Origin of the sequence: Salinispora vitiensis (genome assembly GCF_000378825.1) — a bacterium.
Lineage (GTDB): Bacteria > Actinomycetota > Actinomycetes > Mycobacteriales > Micromonosporaceae > Micromonospora > Micromonospora vitiensis.
In genome coordinates, this window is sequence record NZ_KB900388.1 from 3,447,127 (window position 1) to 3,463,875 (window position 16,749).

A 16,749-nucleotide genomic window follows, 5' to 3' on the forward strand; every position below is an offset into this window, starting at 1 on the left:
TTGGCCCCGCCTCCTCCTCGGCGTCGGCCTCGCGCTGGTGATCCTGGCCAGCCTCGCGGCCGTCGGCCTCTACCGGCTCGCCCATCGGTACGACCAGACAGTGACCCGGGAGAAACTGCTCGACGCGGACGCCCGACGGAGCCGGACCGACCTGGACGGTCCGCTGAACTTCCTGCTCATCGGGACCGACCGCTGGCGGAGCAGCAGCGCCACCGCCGACCGAAGGTCGGACACCATCCTCATCGTGCACGTCCCGGCCGGCGGGCGGGAGGCGTTCCTGATGTCGGTACCCCGGGACCTTCGGGTCATCATCCCCGCCGCTCCCGGTTTCGGCGGCGGGGAAGACAAGATCAACGCCGCGTACCAACTCGGCGGTGGCGGAGAGTCCGGCACCCAACTCCTCTCCGCGACTCTCGCCCAACTCACCGGGATCCGCTTCGACGGCGCCGTCAAGGTCGACTTCTCCGGCTTCCGCGACGTCATCGACCACCTCGGCGGCGTACGCATCTGCGTCGACACCCAGTTCCGCTCGATCCACACCGACCGGGTGTTCACCCCCGGCTGCCAGGAGATGGACGGCGGTACCGCGCTGGACTTCGCTCGCCAGCGCTACGACCTGCCCAACGGCGACTACGACCGGCAGGCCCACCAGCAGCAGCTCATCCGGGCGATACTGCAGCGCACCTCCGAGACCTCGATCCGAACCAACCCGGTCCGCCTGGACCAGGTGATCCGGGCGGTCGGTAACTCGCTGACGGTGGACACCAACGGCGTACCCCTGGCGGATCTGATTCTCGCGCTGCGGGACCTGCCGGCGGACTCCCTACGTGGGATCCGGCTGCCGTCCTACCCGCTCACCATCGACGAGGTCTCCTACGTCGTCCTGGAAGAGGGCGGTGCCGGGATCTTCACCGCGATCCAGAACCAACGGGTGCCGCAGTGGGCCCGGGCCAACCCCCGGTGGGTCACGCAGCTCTGACCGACCGGCAACACCCACCCGGAGCGCCCCGCCCCTAAGCTGGAAGCCGTGTTCGGACCCCGCGTACCCACCGTGACCGTGACTGATATCAACGACGATGCGTACCTGCTCGATGTCCGCGAGGACGACGAGTGGCTCGCCGGCCACGCACCCGGCGCCCACCACCTGCCGATGACCCAGCTCCCCACCCGGCTGTCCGAAGTGCCCGACAACCGCGAGGTGGCCGTCATCTGCCGATCCGGCGGGCGCTCCGCGCAGGTCGTCACCTACCTCCTGCGCAACGGCTGGGAGCAGGTGCGCAATGTCGAGGGCGGGATGGGTGAGTGGGCCGCCACGGGCCGGCCGGTGGTCGGCGGCGACGGACAGCCGGGCCGAGTCCTGTAGCCGCACGTCATGGCCCACCCCCTGGTCTTCGCCCACCGCGGCTCGTCGTACGACCTACCGGAACACACGCTGGCCGCGTACCTACGCGCCCTCGACGAGGGCGCCGACGGGTTGGAGTGCGATGTTCGGCTGACCCGCGACGGGCACCTCGTCTGCGTACACGACCGTCGCCTGGACCGCACCAGCAACGGGCACGGCCCGGTCAGCACCCGCACGCTCGCCGAGTTGGAGGGGCTCGACTTCGGGTCCTGGCATCCCGGACCAGCCCGAGCCGACGGCGACGAGGTGCTGGACGAGTCGTACCTGCGGCTGCTCACCCTGGACCGGCTCCTGGAAGCGACCCGCGCCGCCGGCCGGCCGGTCCGGCTGCTGATCGAAACCAAACACCCGTCCCGGTACGGGCGAAACGTCGAACGCCGGCTCGTCGCGCTACTCGAACGGCACGGGCTGACCGTGCCGAGGCCCGACCACCCGCTCCAGGTCACCGTCATGTCGTTCTCCCTGCTGGCGGTGCGGCGACTCCGGGCGCTGGCCCCCGCGCTGCCCGCCGTGCTGCTGTTGGACAGGTTGCCGCGCGGGTTTCGGCTGAGTCGGTTGCCGTTCGGCATCCAGATCGCCGGTCCCGGCCTCGCGCTGGTGCGTTCCCACCCCACCCTGATCCCCACGCTGCGGGCAGCCGGCAACCAGGTGTACGTCTGGACCGTCAACAAACCCCGCGACCTGGAGCTGGTGCTGGACGCCGGGGTGGACGGCATCATCACCGACCGGCCGGCCCCCACCCTCACCCGGCTCCGCGGCTGAGCGTGGGACCAACGGGCCTGTCCCGGATCCGGTCGGCGGGGCACACTCGGGGCATGCCGAGACGCACGGACTTCTCTGCTCTGATCAACGGCCACACCGCGGTGATCGAAATGATCAACGCGGGCGAGGCTGGCGCGACGGCACTCAACCAGCTCCTCCGGGTGGTCCAGCAGGCGCTGGGGGCCGCCGGGCTGGCCTTCGTCGAGTTCACCTCCACCGGTGGACGGGTGATCGCCGCCACCGGCACCGTCGAATGGACCCTCGGCCATCCCCTGCCGGCAGACGACCCGGACGCCCGCTGTCTGCTCTCCGGACCCCGAGTCCACCAGCTCGACACGGACCGCCTCAGCGGCCGGCTCGGGACGAAGCTCAACGGCCCGACCGGGTCCCAGATGGTGCTGTCCCGCGCCGAGATCAGCGGGCACACCGTGGGCAGCCTGCACGCCCTCTACCCCGCCGGCGAGGACCAACCGGGCCCGGACCACCAGTGCGTCATCGCCTACGTCGCCTCCTGCATCGCCCACCTCTACGGCGACCAACGCGGCCTGCCGGTGCACGTTGACGGACCGATCGTGGCCGCGCTCGCCGACGGGTTGGCGGTGGTGGACCGCGAGGCCCGCGTCCGACTCTGGAATCCCGCCGCCGCCCAGCTCACCGGCCACGCGGTCACCGACGTACTCAGCCGGCCTGTGCCGTTCCCCCTTCCCCCGCCGGGGCAGGCACTCGACCACCGGCTGCCGGACGGTCGCTGGCTGCGGGTCACCTCGGAAGAGCTGCCGGGGCCCGGAACGCTCCGCGTGGTCACCTTCCGCGATATCACCGACCAGCAGCAGAGCATCGCCGACCACGACCTCTTCGTCGCGGTGACCAGCCACGAGCTGCGCACCCCGGTGACTGTCATCAAGGGGTACGCGGACACCCTCACCGATCACTGGGAGGCGCTGAGTGACGCCGACCGGCAGCTGGCCGCCCAGAAGATCGGGCAGCGCGCCAACGAACTGGCCCGCCTCGTCGACCGGCTCCTCTCCTCCACCGCCGAGGCGGGTTCCGGCGGGGCGCCGCCCGCTCCGTACGACCTGGGCGACGCCCTGCGGGCGGCGGTGACCGAGCTCCCCGCCGAGCTGCGGCGCCGGATCACCCTCACCGCGCCGGTCGGCCTGCCCTGGGCGCTCGGTCACCGGGCCAGTCTGGCGACGGTCCTCACTGAGCTGTGTACCAACGCCGGCAAGTACTCACCCCCCACCAGTCCGATCACGATCACCGCCGGTACCGACGGCCAGACCGTCTCCGTCCGCGTCACCGACCAGGGCGTCGGCATCCGTCCGGAGCACGTGGAGCGGGCGTTCGACCAGTACTGGCAGGGCGATTCCGGCGATCGCCATCGCCTCCCCGGAGCCGGGCTCGGCCTCTTTCTCGTCCGCCGCATCGTGGAGCAACAAAATGGACGGGTATGTCTCCGGCCGAAGGCCGGTGGCGGTACGGTCGCAGAGGTACGGCTGCCCCACGGGTGACCAGGGGGGCGGTGGGGGGTGAAGGGCGACGGTGTTGACGGATAGTCCCGAACGGACGTGGTGCGTGGTGGTTCCCCACGACGGGGTGGGAGCCCGGCAGGCGCGGCACTGGCTCGCCAGCGAGCTGGGCGCCGCCGTACCGCCAGCGCTGCTCGCCGATCTCGTGGCGGTCCTCGCAGAGCTGGTGGGCAACGCCGTACGGCACGCCGACCCACTGCCGGGCGGGGTGATCCGGGTGGGTTGGCGGCTGCGCCCCACCCCGATGGGCCCACGGATCTGGCTACGGGTGACTGACGGTGGCGCCCCCGTCGAGCCGCGGATCCGGGCCATCGCTCCCGACGCACCCGATGGCCGTGGCCTGCACATCGTCGCTGGATTGTCCAGCCGCTGGGGGGTTGACCGGGATGGCCTCGGGCAGAGCGTCTGGGCTGAGTTCGAGCCGTTCGGAAGTCCGGCCGAGCCGATCGGAGAGCAGTCCGAGCCGGCCGGACAGCAGTCCGACCGTAACTCTTTCGACGGACCGGATCTGGTGATCGCCTGACCGGCGGGGCCGGGTGGGTCCGGCCCCCGTCAGCCCACGCGGCCCTCTAGGCTGTCCGACCGTGAGCAAGCGTCGAAAGAGCCAGCGGGCCGCGGACACCACCGGGAAACGGGAGAAGGTGCGGGACATCTTCGTGCCCCGCCCCTTCGAGGGCCTGACCGACGAGCCGGAGTGGATCGCCCTACGCGAGCTCGTGCCGGCCGCAACCGCACCACTGCGCCTCGCCCCCGACCTGGTGACCGAGTTCGGTGAGCGGGAGGTCCTGCTGGCCACCGTCCTGCCGGCGGCGGCACCGGCGATGGTGCAGCCAACCGGTCGGGTCCTGCTCGGCCTCCAGCGGCATCAGCAGTCCGGTGACGTCTCCCGGGACCTGGCCGAGGCGTTGCTCTGCGCGCTGCGCACCGAGCCGGGCCGCCAGGTCGGCGTGCCGCCGCTGCCCGGCCCGGGGCCCCGGCTACCGGACGTGCTGGTTGACGCTCCACTGGAGATCACCCTGCACCAGAGCTTCCAGTTCTGGCTCGACCCGGACTCAGCCGACGATCCGACCGTGCAGGCGTCGCTGGAGCGGGCCGATTCCGCGATCTACCCAACCGTGCGGCTCACCGCGGCCCGCGCCGCCTACTGGTGCCAGGTCCCGGAGAAGGCACACGTCCGGTGGGTGCTCCCCGACGACGAGGACGCCGCCCTGGACGCGCTGGCCCGCCTCAGCGTGGCCGGCACCCTGACCCTGGGCGCGGAGACGAAGTTCGCCGGAATGTTCCGCGCGCACGGCCGCCTCGTGCCGGTCTGGGACCTCCCGGAGGAGACCCCGGCCAGCCACTGGGAGCAGCCGGTGGCCGAGTTCGCCGAACGCTACGCGGCGGCCTTGGCAGCCACCGCCCCCCTGGATGCGGCGGCCCGGCGGGCCCGCCACGGGCTCCTCGGCCGCCAGCTCGCCCTCCGCTGAGTCCACGCGGACGTCGGAGGTGAACGGGCAGCGGGGGTGCGCGGCCGGTGGAGGTGAGGGGGCAACGGGGGTGCGCGGCCGGCTCAGTCTCCCCGGCCGAGGGGGGCGCGGAGTAGCGGGCAGGACATGCACCGGGGGCCGCCCCGCCCGGAGCCCAGCTCCGAGCCGGCGATCGGGACGACCTCGATACCGGCCCGCTCAAGCTGCGCGTTGGTCTCCGTGTTCCGCTCGTAGCTGACGCAGAGCCGGGGCGCCAGAGCGAGGGTGTTGTTGCCGTCGTCCCACTGTTCCCGCTCGGCGGTCACCGGATCCAGGCCGGTGTCGATCACTCGAAGCTGGTCCAGGTTCATCGCGTCCGCGGCGGCCCGCAGGAACGGCGCCGGTCCTTGCACCCGCGGATCGTCGCCGTCGGCACCGGCGATCACCGTGTACGCGACGAGCGTGCTGGCGATGTTCGGGTACATCAGCACCGCATCGGTGTCCACCATCGTGCAGACGGTGTCGAGATGCATGGTGGCCCGCTCCTGGGCGATCGGTACGACCAGGATGGTGTGGGCCAGCTCTGCGGCGAAGACCTGGCGGGAAAGGCGCTCGGCACCCGCTGGCGTGGTCCGCTCGCCCACCCCGACCGCCAGTACGCCGGGGGCGAGCAGCAGCACGTCCCCACCCTCCAGATGCTCCATCCCCGGGTGGTACGCGAACTCGGTGCCGGCGAAACGTGGATGGTGGCGGTAGATGATGTCGGTCAGCGTGCTCTCCCGCCGCCGGGCGGGCATGGCCAGGCTGGTGACGGCGGCCCGACCGCCGATCCAGACCGAGGAGTCGCGGGTGAAGAGCAGGTTTGGCAGCGGGTCGATGACGAAGTCGTGCCGGTCCATCAGCTGGTAGACCAGGCCCCCGGGGCGCTCCCGGCTGATCCGCAGTTCCTCGTGGGCCAGACCGGCGATGAGGACACCGGCCAACGTGGCCGGGTCGAGGTAGGCGAGGTGGGCGGCGACCCGGGCGCGTAGCTGGTCGCCGAGCCGGGGCGAGCGCAGCACCTGCTCGGTCAGCTCGGCCCGCGCGTCGTCGCTGGCGAGGGTCTCGGTGAGCAGCTCTGCCAGGTGCAGCACCTCCACGCCGCGCTCGCGTAGCGCGGCGGCGAACGCGTCGTGCTCCTCTTGCGCGCGGCTGACCCAGGGGATGGCGTCGAAGAGCAGCGAACCACTGTTGCGGGGGGTGAGCCGGGCAAGCTCGGGCCCGGGCCGGTGCAGCAGGACCGTACCCAGGTGGCCAACCTCACTGTCCACGTAGTGGCTCACCATCGCAGCCTAGAGCCTGAGTTCTCGGTATCCGGCAAAACAACGATGGATGAACACGGCATTCATCCGCACTCACTCCGGCGCTCCAACTTGCCCCCTCCGGGTAGTAGCGACGTAGGGTAGCGGGGACATAACTTCGAGGGACCTTTTGCCGGAGGTCGCGATGACTGTCTACCCTGCTCGCCGAGGCGCAACCTCCGCCCAGGCGTTGCCGCCCATGGCGGTGCCACACCCCCGGGTGGATAACCCGCGGGCGCTCGCCCCACCCCGCTCCTCCCCCCTCGAGTGGGCCCGCCGTCGACGGGCCGAGCGGGGAGCACGACGGCTGGAGGCAGCCGGCGCACGGGCTCTGGGTCGACTCGACCAGCTCGGTCCGGCCTGGCACGTGATCGAATGGCCGCGTACCGACTCGCTCGATCTGCTCCGTGACGCCGCCGAGGACGAACGCGCCGGCTTCCTCGTGATCGGCCCGAGCGGGCTCTACGCGGTCACGATCGTTGATCATGGCCGAACCCGGGTGCTGGTGGCCGGCGAGGTCGTGCAGATCAACGGCAAGCGCCCGGCCTACGTGACGGAGGCCCGCAAGGATGCCAAGCGGGCGAGCAGGGCCCTCAGCAACGCGGTCGGGCTACCAATCCCGGTGACGCCGGTGCTGACATTCGTCGGCTCCGGCGTCATCAGCGTGTACGGCCTCCCAGAGGACTGTCTGATGGCCACCCACCGGGAACTGGACCGGCTCCTCGTCGCCGCCGGGAACCGCATCAGCCCGGAAACCGCGGCCAAGCTGTCCCGGGTCGCGCAGCACCCGGGCACCTGGCGCAACGGCAGCCACCGCCCGGCGGCCGACTACCGGTGGTATGGCGACGGCAGCTGACAAGCCGGGGCACCGACGGTACCGTCGATGGGTCACGGTCCACATCACCAACAGTGAGCTGACGGTTGCCGGCGAGGTCAGCGAAAATGCGTTGGGTCACGCTAGCGTGGACAGACCGTCTCGGTTTACGTAGGAGGTGCGGTGGCCCACGTCGAACTCTCGCTCTCAGACATCCGCGTGCCGACGGTAGTGGCACCGCCAGAGCAGGAGTACGACAACGTCACCTCCTGGTCGGTAGCCGTCTCCCAGGCAGACGAGCCCTGCCTGCTCATCGCTGCCGACACTCGGGTGCTCGCCGTTTCCGCCGCCGGGTCTCACCTGCTTTTTCTCGATGACTGTCTGGACGTGATCGGGCATCCACTACTCGACGGCAGCCTGCGGCTACTCGACTTCACCGCCAACCGGGGCGAGCTGACCGAGCCGGAACTCGACAAGATCCCACCGCTCCTCGCCATCACCTCCGGCCGTCTGACCCGCGGGCTGCTCCGGATCAAAGGGGTGTCGCCGGGCGCACCGGACGCCACCGTTGACGCCATCTCCACCCCGGTTCACCGTGCCGGTGCGGTCGTGGGCTCGCTCACATTCCTCTCCGAGGTCTAACCCGGAGCACTGCATGTGGCATGCGCCGCGTGCGGTGTGCTGGGTAGGAGCCGCCCGAGGCCGTATGGTGCCCTCATGCTGGATATCGCTCTGCTGCCGGGTGATTACGCTGTCTGCCGTCTGGCGGCCGGCTCTGCCCTGCCGCCCGGCCTGTCGGGCGGGCTGAGCGACGATGACGTGGTCACGGTGAGCTGGACCACCGACGGCGTGTCGGTGATCTGTCCCGCAGCGCGCGCACCGGCACAGACCGAGACCACCTGGCGCTGCCTCCGCCTGGTCGGCCCCTCTGACCTCGCACTCTCCACCGGCTTGGCCGCTCTCATCGACCCGCTGGCCGAGGCCCGCGTCTCCGTGGTCGCCTTCTCCACCCACGACACCGACTACCTGCTGGTCCCGGCGGTCCGCCTCGATCAGGCCGTCACCGCGCTCGACCGAGCCGGGCACCGGGTCCGTACCTAGCCGGGGCTGTGTTGCGTTGACCCCCGTCGAGAAGAGACCCGGTTGAGGCTTCACCGGACCAGCGGACCCTCCTACGATGGGTCTCCCATCCACCTGCACTTATTCACGTCGATTTGAGGATCGTCCGTGCCGTCCGGACCCCGCCCCGCTGCTTCCGCTCCGCCCACCCACCGGTCCCGGACCGGACCACCGGCCCGGCGTGGCCAGTCAAAGACCCGGGCCGCGCCCGTGGTCGGGCTGGTGGCGCTCCTGGCGGTCCTGCTCACCTCGGGCTGCGGCACCCCGCCCGAGCTGCGGGACGTCCAGCCGAGCCAGTCAGCCCGGTCCACTTCGCCCAGCCCGACCGACGCCGCGCCCACCACTGCGGCACCGGCGCCGACCGGGGCGTCCACCCCGACGGCCAGCAGCACGCCGGTCGCCGTCCGGTGCCCCGCCGGCCCGTCCAGCCAGCAGGTGGCCACCCTGGTACGCGGGCAGGACCTGCTCCCCGCCGACGCCCAGGTACGGGTGCTGACCGGGCCGCTCTGCGCCGACGACTGGCATTACACCGTCCTCACCGTCACCGGCTACGAACCGCTCCAGGTCGTCAGCCGGGGTTCCGGCACCGCACCACGCCTGGTCACCGCCGGCACCGATGTCTGCACAGCGGAGGTACGCGTCACCTCCCCGACCGGCATCCGGACCCTGGCCTGCGACGCCAGCTCGGGTACGTAGGCTGTCGCCATGCCGGGAACACCGCCGACCCGCTTTGTCTACCTCGGGCCCGAGGGCACCTTCGCCGAGCAGGCGCTGCGGACCGTCCCCGCCGCCGAGCGGGCCAACCGTACGCCTGCCCGCAGCGTCGGCGAGGCGCTGGAGAGCGTACGTGTCGGTGCCGCGGATGCGGCGCTGGTGCCGCTGGAGAACTCCATCGGCGGCGCGGTCGGGGTGACGCTGGACGAGTTGGCCGAGGGCGAGCCGTTGGTGATCACCCGGGAGGTGATCCTGCCGGTGCAGTTCGTGCTCGCCACCCGCGCCGGCGGACACCTCGGTTCGGTGCGCAGCGTGGCCGCCCATCCCCAGGCGTCCACCCAGTGCCGGGCATGGCTGCACGCTCACCTACCCGACGCGACGGTGGTTGACGTGCTCTCCAACGGTGCAGCGGCGGTCGGGGCCGCCACTGGCGACTTCGACGCGGCGATCTGCGCTCCGATCGGCGCGGCCCGACACCGGCTCGCGGTACTGGCCGACAAGATCGCCGACCACCCGGACGCGGTGACCCGATTCGCGCTCTTCTCGCGGCCGGGGCCGCCCCCGCCGCCCACCGGGGACGACGTGACGTCGCTGGCCGTCTACATCGCCCACGACCGGGTGGGCGCGCTGCTCTCCGTGCTGATGGAGCTGGCCGTGCGGGGAGTGAACCTGACCCGGATCGAGTCCCGGCCGACCGGCGAGGCACTCGGCCGGTACGTGTTCTTCCTGGACTGCACCGGTCATCTGGCCGATGCCCGGCTCGGCGAAGCACTACAGGGACTACGTCGGGTCTGCGCCCGGGTGCGCTTCCTCGGGTCGTACCCTCGGCACCGCTGGACCGGCGGCGGAGGTGAACGGCCCGCCCCGGCGGGGCCCGTTGACGCCGACTATGTCGACGCCGCCGCCTGGCTGGCCCGGCTGCGTAGCGGGGATCTCAGCTGAGACCGGTCGCACGATTTCCTGGCCGCCCCGTCCGGTGCCGGGCCGTGACCGACCCTCTTCCTAGCGTCCCGACGGCTCAACCCCAGCCCAACTCGTGCAGGCGCTCGTCGTCGATGCCGAAGTGGTGGGCGATCTCGTGCACGACCGTGACCGCCACCTCCTCCACCACGTCCTCCTCGGTGTCGCAGATGCGCAGAATCGGGTTGCGGTAGATCAGGATGCGGTCGGGCAGCACGCCCGAGTAGTCCCAGCCGCGGTCGGTCAGGGCGTGCCCCTCGTACAGGCCGAGTAGCTCCTCGCCGGGGGGTGGGGTGTCCTCGACCAGGATGACCACGTTGCTCATCAGACTGAGCAACTCCTCGGGCACCTCGTCGAGCGCGTCGCCGACCAACTCCTCGAACCGCTCCCGGTTCATCTCCATGGCCACCGCCCCATTCTGCCGGTACCCGCGGTTCTGCCGGGAGGCCCCGCCCTGGCGGGGGGAGGCGGACAGCGCGGCGGAGAAGGCGGACAGCCGGCGGAGAAGGCGGACAGCCGGCGGGGGAGAGGCGATTCGGTCCGGCCCGCCGCTGGCTGGTTGTGCCATGCTGCGGATCAATCTCATCGATAGGAAAGGCCTCCGATGGATCCGAAGCAGCCCATCCCCCGGCAGGAAGACCGCTCCGACGGCATCGTCGGCGGGCAGTGGGGCGGGGACGCTCCTCGACCATCGGGCCGCCGGCGCTCCGGCACCCAGCTCCTGCGTAACCGACGCCTGCCACTCGTTCTCGCCGGGCTCGGGGCCGTCGCCGGGCTGGCCTCGTTGACGCAGACGTGGTTGGTGCGGCACCTGCCCCCTCTCAATCCTGACGGTGGCGCGTTCCAGATCCGGGAGACGGTTGACCGGACGGGTGGTCTCGGCCTCGTCTACCTGGTCGGCATCCTGGGTCTGGCGGTGGCGGTCGCCCTCGCCCTGTACGGCACCGGAGCCGGCCGGTCAAACGCCCGCATCGCCGGTCTGGCCCTGGCGGCTGCTCTGCTCGCGGTGCTGGTCGCCGGGATGACCACGATCGACAACCAGGACGGAAGCGCCGACTACTTCCCCGGCCAGGCGGCTTCCATCGAATACGGGCGGGGGATGGTCGCCGCCCTACTGACCTGCGCACTGCTCGGGGCTGCCGTGCTGCTCGCCCCGGCCGCCGGCAGGCCCGAGCCGGGGCCCGGTGCGGCAACACCGGAGGACGGTGCGGCAGCGCTGGAGGACGGTGCGGCAGCGCTGGAGGACGGTGCGGCAGCGTCGGCCCGACGACCGCGTGCTCCCCGCCGCACCGCAGCGGACGACCTGCCGCCCCCCGCCGACCTCACCGTCCGCCCGACGGCCCCGTTCGTCCGCCCGGATTGATCGAGCTGCGCCACCGGGTACCACCAGCGCCACGGGCCTACCCGACCGCTGGTCCCGGCCCTGCCGGCCTGCCGCCCCGCCACCCATTGGCACCGGATTCGCCGGTTGGCCATGGTTGGGGCCGCCTCCGCGAGGTACGGTTGCTGCCCGCCGTAACGCCGGGTCACACAACTGTGACGACTGGCCGCGACGGCGGCGGGCGAAGGAGGAGCCATGGTCCGCCCGGGATTACCGAAGTTGATCGCCACCGATCTGGACGGGACGCTCGTCCGCAGCGACAACACCGTCTCCGCGTACACGCACGGGGTGCTCGACCGGATGCGCGCCGCCGGCATTCCGATGGTCGGCGCGACCGGTCGCGGACCGCGGCTGACCGAGCTGACCCGCAACGACATCCGCGCCGCCGACTTCCTGGTGATGGCCAACGGCGGCCGGGTGGTGGACCAGAGCGACCCGGACGGGCCGTTGGTGCTCCGCGACGAGTGGCTCTCCGGTGCGGTGCTGGCGGAGTTGCTGACCGAGCTGGAGACAGCGGTCGGCCCACTGACCGTCATGGTGGAGTCGTCCGACGAACCCAACGCACCGCTTTGGGGGGACTACCACGCGAGTTGGCCCTACCCGGAGCTGTTCGAGGCGCGCAGCCGCGCCGAGTGCCTCGCCGGAAACGTGATCAAGGCTTTCGCCCGGACCGCCGACCACCACACTGACGAGCTGTTGACGGCGGCCCAGCGGATCATCCCACCGCACGCCGCCGCGCTCACCCAGGCTGGCCTGGGCTTCATCGAGATCTGCCCGCCCGGTGTGGACAAGGCGACCGGGCTCCAGGTGGTCGCCGAACGGCTCGGCGTGGACCCGGCGGAGGTGCTGGTCTTCGGCGACCAGCCGAACGACCTGCCGATGTTCTCCTGGGCGGGGTGGGCCCGGGTGGCGGTGGCGAACGCGCACCCGGCGGTACACGCCGCCGCCGACGAAGCCACCCTCCGAAACGACGACGACGGAGTCGCCGTCTACCTTGACCGGCTACTGACCCGCTGACAGCGGCCCGGGCCGCACCGATCAGAGGTACTGACCGGTGCTGTGCCCCTCACCGCCCGCCGGCTGCCCCATCCCGGGCATGCCGGGCGCGATTCCACCCGGCCCGCTGGGGAGGGCCTGCCGGCCGGAGCGCATCTGCTCCAGCTGCACCCGGGCCGCCATCTGTTGGGCGACCAAGGCGGCCTGGATGCCGTGGAAGAGCCCTTCCAGCCAGCCAACGAGCTGCGCGTGGGCGATCCGCAACTCGCTCTCGCTGGGCGCCTTCTCCTCGGTGAAGGGCAGGGCGAGACGCTCCAGTTCCTCCCGCAGCTCAGGGGCGAGCCCCTCCTTGAGCTCGACGATGGACCGCTCGTGGATCTCCCGCATCCGGTGCCGGCTGGCGTCGTCGAGCGGAGCAGCCTTGACCTCCTCCAACAGCTGCTTGATCATGCTGCCAATCCGCATCACCTTGGCCGGCTGCTCGACCAGTCGGGCCGGATCCTCCTGGCTGTCGTCGGTCTGCACCGTGCCCACCGGACGGCCGTCCGGTCCCACCACCACCACGGTGCCGGACCGGGCAGCATCGTCCTGGCCCTGCTCGTCAACCTGGTCCTGCACGTCGTTCTGTCCCGCGGACTGCGCTTCGGTCATGGCACCCATCTTTCCCCAGCCGCCGCCGGCGGCGCCCTCCGGGAGCAACGATCAGCGCCGATCGGGACAACCCGCTACCGTCACCGGCATGTCCAGCGACCCGCGTGCCGTGCTCACCCGTCCCGCGCCAGCCCCGGACGCCACCGTCGCCTACGGCCCCCATCCGGATCAGATCGCGGATCTGCGCCGGCCAACCGGTGCCGGGCCGCCCGAGCGGCTGGTGATCGTCGTGCACGGCGGCTTCTGGCGAGCTGAGTACGACCGCCGGCACACCGCGCCGCTGGCGACCGCGCTGGCCCGGCTCGGCTACCCGGTGGCGCAGGTCGAGTACCGCCGGACCGGGCAGCCCGGCGGTGGCTGGCCGACAACCATGACCGACGTCCTGGCCGGGGTGTCCAAGCTGCCCCGGCTGACGGCCGAGGCGTTCCCCGGTGCGGTGGCGGCCGACCCGCCGATCCTCATCGGTCACTCGGCCGGTGGACAGCTGGCGCTCTACGCCGCCGCCACCCGGCCCGCCCTGGTCGGCGGAATCCTCGCCCTGGCCCCGGTGGCGAACCTGGCCGAGGCCTACCGGCTGGACCTGGACAAGGGTGCGGTGGCCGCACTGCTCGGCGGCGGCCCGGCCGAGGTACCGGACCGCTACGCGGCCTGTGATCCGGGTTCACTGCCACCAACTAGTTCACGGACAGTAGTTGTGCATGGCACCCTCGACGAACAGGTGCCGGTAACGATGAGCCGAGAATTCGTTACCGCCGGGCACGCCGCTGGCGGCAACGTTCAGCTGCTGGAGCTGCCCGAGTGCGAACATTTCGGCCTAATCGACCCAGAATCAGTGGCTTGGCCCCAAGTCGTCCTCGCATTACGTTCCCTCACCAAATCTAGTAGCTAGTTGACGCAGCGTGGCCGAGCGGGGTAAAACGCCGGATGGGCCGGATACGCCCGGCCAAGATTCTGGAGAGGGACCGGTGACACAGGTGAACCGCAGGCGCGCCCTACAGCTGTTGGCAGCGCTGGGCACGGCCGGACTCGGGGCAGGATGCGCCGGCCGCAGTGCGTCCGACGCTCCGCTGAGCCCCATCAAGATCGGCATGCTCATTCCGCAGAACGGTGACCTCACCGATATCGGAGTCGAAGTGGCCAACGGCTTCCAACTCTTCCTGGATCTCAACGAGGAGCAGCTCGGCGGGCACCCGACCGAGCTGGTCGCCGTCGATGAGGGCAGCGACGCGAAGTCCGGCCAGGCCGCGGTGGAGAAGTTGCTCAACCAGGGAGTGCTGGCCCTCACCGGGGTGGTCAGCCCGACCGTCATGCTCGGCATCCGGGACACCGTGGAGCAGGCCCAGGTGCCGCTGGTCGGTTCCAACGCCTCCCCCAGCAGTCTGCAGAGCGTCGTCTACATCTGGCGCACGTCGTACGTGCTGGACGAGGCCGGTCGGGCCCTCGGCCGCTACCTGAAGGAGGCGCTCGACTCATCGGCACGGCTGGCGATCATCATGCCGGAGTCCCCAGCCAGCAAGGACGTACTCCAGGGCTTCCAGGAGGAATTCGGGCAGTCCGACCCCCGGATCGCAGCTCCCGTTACCTGGACGGAGGACATCTCCGGCGTCCCGGGCAAGAACGCCTACCAGCGGGATATCGCCACGGCGCTCGCGCGCGATCCGGACGGCGTCTTCTGCTTCTTCGCCGGCGCCGCTGCCGTGGAGTTCATCAAACAGCTCCGCGCGGAGGATTACACCGGCCCGATCTACGCCCCGGGCTTCCTGACCGAGGGCAACGTCCTAACGAGCTTCAAGAACGAGACGGATATTCTCGGCATCCAGACCACCCTGAACTACTCGCCCGACATCAACAACGCGGCCAACCGGCTCTTCGCCTCCGCGTACCGCAAGAAGCACGGCACCTCCCCGACGGCGTACGCGACGGCGTCCTACGATGCGGCGCACGTCCTCAACCAGGCGATCCGGCGTGCTGGCGAGTCACCCACCCCGTCGGAGGTGAACCTCGCGCTCGGCAGGATCGGCCGAATTGACAGCCCCCGCGGCGTGTGGCAGTTCAACCAGTCGCGTACCCCGCAGCAGCGGTGGTACCTCCGGGAGGTCCAGTTCGACGGCCCGCTCCTCTCCAACGTGCTCTTGACCGAGCTGGCCACGCTCGGCTGACCGGGGGCGGCGCGAATCGCCCCCCGGGCCACGCTCGGCCGACCGGGGGGCGGCGCGGACCCGCCCCCCGGCGCCACCTGCCGGCGCTGCGCCGCTCGGCACCGAGCGCTAGGGGCGCAGTTCAGCGATGCAACACTTCACGCTGCCACCGCCCTTACGTAACTCGGCCAGCGGCACCGGCACCGGCTGGTAGCCGGCGGCTGCCAGCTTGTCGGCGAGGCCGGTCGCCTCGCTGTTCAGAACGACGTTGCGTCCGTCGCTGACCAGGTTCAGACCGAACGCGAGGGCGTCGGCGTCATCGGCGACCACGGCCGCGGGAAAGAGCTGCGCCAGAACCTTCTGGCTGGTGGTGGAGAAGGCACCCGGATAGTAGGCGATGTTGCTGTCATCGATCGAGGCCAACGCCACGTCCAGGTGGTAGAAGCGAGGGTCGACCAACCGCACCGAGACCACCGGTCGACCCAGCGCCTCCTGCGCCTCGGCGTGGGCGGCGGGTTCGGTCCGGAAGCCGTAGCCGGCCAGGACGAGCCCACCGTGCGCCGCCGGCAGGTACGCGAAGTCACCCTCGCCCTCGTTGGTGGCGGTCGGGGCGATGAAGTGCCAACCGTGTGACTGGTAGAAGGCGCGGTGGGCCGCGGCCTCGGCGCTGCGCTGCGCATGCTTGAACCGCGCGCCGTACACGGTGCCATCGACGACGAGCGCGCCGTTGGCCGCGTAGACCATGTCGGGTAGCCCCGGCGCGGGGGTGAGTAGGTGCACGTCGTGGCCGAGCCCGACCAGCGTCTCGCGCAGCCGGTCCCACTGCTTGACCGCCAACTCCACGTCAACCGGGGTGGTGACGTCCATCCACGGGTTGATCGCGTACTCAACCGCGAAGTGCTTCGGCGAGCACATGAGATATGTCCGCTTTCGCGGCACTCGCTGCTGGTTCACGATTACCAAGGTAGGTATCGTCGAACGACGGTAACAGCCACAAATATTGCTTCCCGGAGGCAGAACATTGCAGATTGACGCAGTAGATCAGCGAATCATTGCACTGCTGGTCGCCGACGCCCGTGCGTCGTACGCCGATATCGGACAACGGGTTTCCCTCTCCGCCCCGGCCGTGAAACGGCGCGTCGATCGGCTACGCGCGACCGGAGTCATCCGCGGATTTACCGCCATCGTTGACCCGGCCGCGGTCGGCTGGACCACCGAGGCCTTCGTCGAACTGTTCTGCGCCGGTCGAACCACGCCACCGCAGATCGGTGTCGCCGCCCGTCGACACCCCGAGGTCGTCGGGGCCTACACCGTCTCGGGCGAGGCGGATGCCCTCGTCCACCTGCGCGCCGCCGACATCGCCCATCTCGAGGCCGCATTGGAACGCCTGCGAGCGGAGTCCTTTGTGACCTCCACCCGCAGCACCATCGTGCTCTCCCGGCTCGTCGAGTCCCCCGGCGTCGGCCCACCCCCCGACTGATCACCGTCGCTGCTG

The 16,749-nt window shown here is 70.9% G+C and carries 20 protein-coding genes; 16 read left to right on the forward strand and 4 right to left on the reverse strand.

What is annotated here, in order from left to right:
- Window positions 1-37: 37 nt before the first annotated feature.
- The 6 genes from SALPAC2_RS0116275 to SALPAC2_RS0116300 all read left to right on the forward strand — a co-directional run bounded on the left by SALPAC2_RS0116275 (window position 38) and on the right by SALPAC2_RS0116300 (window position 5,162).
- Window positions 38-979, forward strand: a complete 942-nt coding sequence (locus tag SALPAC2_RS0116275; RefSeq protein WP_018217701.1) for an LCP family protein — start codon at window positions 38-40, stop codon at window positions 977-979.
- A gap of 48 nt (window positions 980-1,027) precedes the next feature.
- Window positions 1,028-1,363 carry a rhodanese-like domain-containing protein gene (locus SALPAC2_RS0116280; protein ID WP_018217702.1) on the forward strand — a complete coding sequence of 112 codons (336 nt, stop codon included), beginning with the start codon at window positions 1,028-1,030 and terminating at the stop codon, window positions 1,361-1,363.
- A 9-nt stretch (window positions 1,364-1,372) separates the two neighbouring features.
- Entirely contained in the window at window positions 1,373-2,164 is a 792-nt protein-coding gene (locus tag SALPAC2_RS0116285) for a glycerophosphodiester phosphodiesterase (RefSeq protein WP_018217703.1), read from the forward strand.
- Window positions 2,165-2,217: 53 nt separating this feature from the next.
- Window positions 2,218-3,675 carry a sensor histidine kinase gene (locus tag SALPAC2_RS0116290; RefSeq protein ID WP_018217704.1) on the forward strand — a complete coding sequence of 486 codons (1,458 nt, stop codon included), beginning with the start codon at window positions 2,218-2,220 and terminating at the stop codon, window positions 3,673-3,675.
- A gap of 64 nt (window positions 3,676-3,739) precedes the next feature.
- Window positions 3,740-4,216 (forward strand): ATP-binding protein, encoded by a 477-nt coding sequence (locus SALPAC2_RS0116295; RefSeq protein WP_018217705.1) that lies wholly within the window; start codon window positions 3,740-3,742, stop codon window positions 4,214-4,216.
- 61 nt (window positions 4,217-4,277) lie between these two features.
- On the forward strand, window positions 4,278-5,162 hold the full coding sequence (locus SALPAC2_RS0116300) for a DUF5926 family protein (RefSeq protein WP_018217706.1): 885 nt from the start codon (window positions 4,278-4,280) through the stop codon (window positions 5,160-5,162).
- An 83-nt stretch (window positions 5,163-5,245) separates the two neighbouring features.
- On the opposite strand, the gene SALPAC2_RS24975 is transcribed toward SALPAC2_RS0116300, so the two are convergent.
- On the reverse strand, window positions 5,246-6,466 hold the full coding sequence (locus tag SALPAC2_RS24975; RefSeq protein ID WP_018217707.1) for an arginine deiminase: 1,221 nt from the start codon (window positions 6,464-6,466) through the stop codon (window positions 5,246-5,248).
- A gap of 160 nt (window positions 6,467-6,626) precedes the next feature.
- Here SALPAC2_RS24975 and SALPAC2_RS0116310 point away from each other — a divergent pair, with 160 nt between their 5' ends.
- From SALPAC2_RS0116310 to pheA, 5 genes are all read left to right on the forward strand, one after another.
- Window positions 6,627-7,337, forward strand: coding sequence for a hypothetical protein (locus tag SALPAC2_RS0116310; RefSeq protein ID WP_026184797.1), 711 nt, complete (start codon window positions 6,627-6,629; stop codon window positions 7,335-7,337).
- Between the two features lie 141 nt (window positions 7,338-7,478).
- Window positions 7,479-7,937 carry a hypothetical protein gene (locus tag SALPAC2_RS0116315; RefSeq protein WP_018217709.1) on the forward strand — a complete coding sequence of 153 codons (459 nt, stop codon included), beginning with the start codon at window positions 7,479-7,481 and terminating at the stop codon, window positions 7,935-7,937.
- 75 nt (window positions 7,938-8,012) lie between these two features.
- Window positions 8,013-8,396, forward strand: a complete 384-nt coding sequence (locus tag SALPAC2_RS0116320) for an ACT domain-containing protein (RefSeq protein ID WP_018217710.1) — start codon at window positions 8,013-8,015, stop codon at window positions 8,394-8,396.
- Window positions 8,397-8,624: 228 nt separating this feature from the next.
- Entirely contained in the window at window positions 8,625-9,110 is a 486-nt protein-coding gene (locus SALPAC2_RS0116325; protein ID WP_018217711.1) for a hypothetical protein, read from the forward strand.
- Between the two features lie 9 nt (window positions 9,111-9,119).
- Entirely contained in the window at window positions 9,120-10,070 is a 951-nt protein-coding gene (gene pheA, locus SALPAC2_RS0116330) for a prephenate dehydratase (RefSeq protein WP_018217712.1), read from the forward strand.
- Window positions 10,071-10,146: 76 nt separating this feature from the next.
- Here pheA and SALPAC2_RS0116335 read toward each other — a convergent pair whose 3' ends face one another.
- A complete protein-coding gene (locus tag SALPAC2_RS0116335; protein WP_018221955.1) occupies window positions 10,147-10,491 on the reverse strand; it encodes a metallopeptidase family protein in 345 nt (114 codons plus the stop codon).
- Window positions 10,492-10,692: 201 nt separating this feature from the next.
- Between SALPAC2_RS0116335 and SALPAC2_RS0116340 the strand changes: the two genes are divergently transcribed.
- Both SALPAC2_RS0116340 and SALPAC2_RS0116345 read left to right on the forward strand, forming a co-directional pair.
- Window positions 10,693-11,451, forward strand: a complete 759-nt coding sequence (locus tag SALPAC2_RS0116340; RefSeq protein ID WP_018217714.1) for a hypothetical protein — start codon at window positions 10,693-10,695, stop codon at window positions 11,449-11,451.
- A 213-nt stretch (window positions 11,452-11,664) separates the two neighbouring features.
- Complete coding sequence (locus SALPAC2_RS0116345; protein WP_018217715.1) at window positions 11,665-12,486, forward strand: HAD family hydrolase; 822 nt, start codon at window positions 11,665-11,667, stop codon at window positions 12,484-12,486.
- Between the two features lie 21 nt (window positions 12,487-12,507).
- Here the strand turns inward: SALPAC2_RS0116345 and SALPAC2_RS0116350 are convergent, their stop codons facing one another.
- Window positions 12,508-13,125 carry a bacterial proteasome activator family protein gene (locus SALPAC2_RS0116350; RefSeq protein WP_018217716.1) on the reverse strand — a complete coding sequence of 206 codons (618 nt, stop codon included), beginning with the start codon at window positions 13,123-13,125 and terminating at the stop codon, window positions 12,508-12,510.
- Between the two features lie 79 nt (window positions 13,126-13,204).
- Between SALPAC2_RS0116350 and SALPAC2_RS0116355 the strand changes: the two genes are divergently transcribed.
- Together SALPAC2_RS0116355 and SALPAC2_RS0116360 are read left to right on the forward strand one after the other, a co-directional pair.
- Window positions 13,205-14,005 (forward strand): alpha/beta hydrolase family protein, encoded by an 801-nt coding sequence (locus tag SALPAC2_RS0116355; protein ID WP_018217717.1) that lies wholly within the window; start codon window positions 13,205-13,207, stop codon window positions 14,003-14,005.
- 76 nt (window positions 14,006-14,081) lie between these two features.
- The gene (locus SALPAC2_RS0116360) at window positions 14,082-15,275 is read left to right on the forward strand and encodes an ABC transporter substrate-binding protein (RefSeq protein WP_018217718.1); all 1,194 of its coding nucleotides are present in this window, start codon (window positions 14,082-14,084) and stop codon (window positions 15,273-15,275) included.
- Window positions 15,276-15,383: 108 nt separating this feature from the next.
- Here the strand turns inward: SALPAC2_RS0116360 and ddaH are convergent, their stop codons facing one another.
- A complete protein-coding gene (ddaH, locus tag SALPAC2_RS0116365) occupies window positions 15,384-16,169 on the reverse strand; it encodes a dimethylargininase (protein WP_018217719.1) in 786 nt (261 codons plus the stop codon).
- A gap of 106 nt (window positions 16,170-16,275) precedes the next feature.
- Here ddaH and SALPAC2_RS0116370 point away from each other — a divergent pair, with 106 nt between their 5' ends.
- A complete protein-coding gene (locus SALPAC2_RS0116370; RefSeq protein ID WP_018217720.1) occupies window positions 16,276-16,734 on the forward strand; it encodes an Lrp/AsnC family transcriptional regulator in 459 nt (152 codons plus the stop codon).
- The last annotated feature ends 15 nt before the right edge of the window (window positions 16,735-16,749 follow it).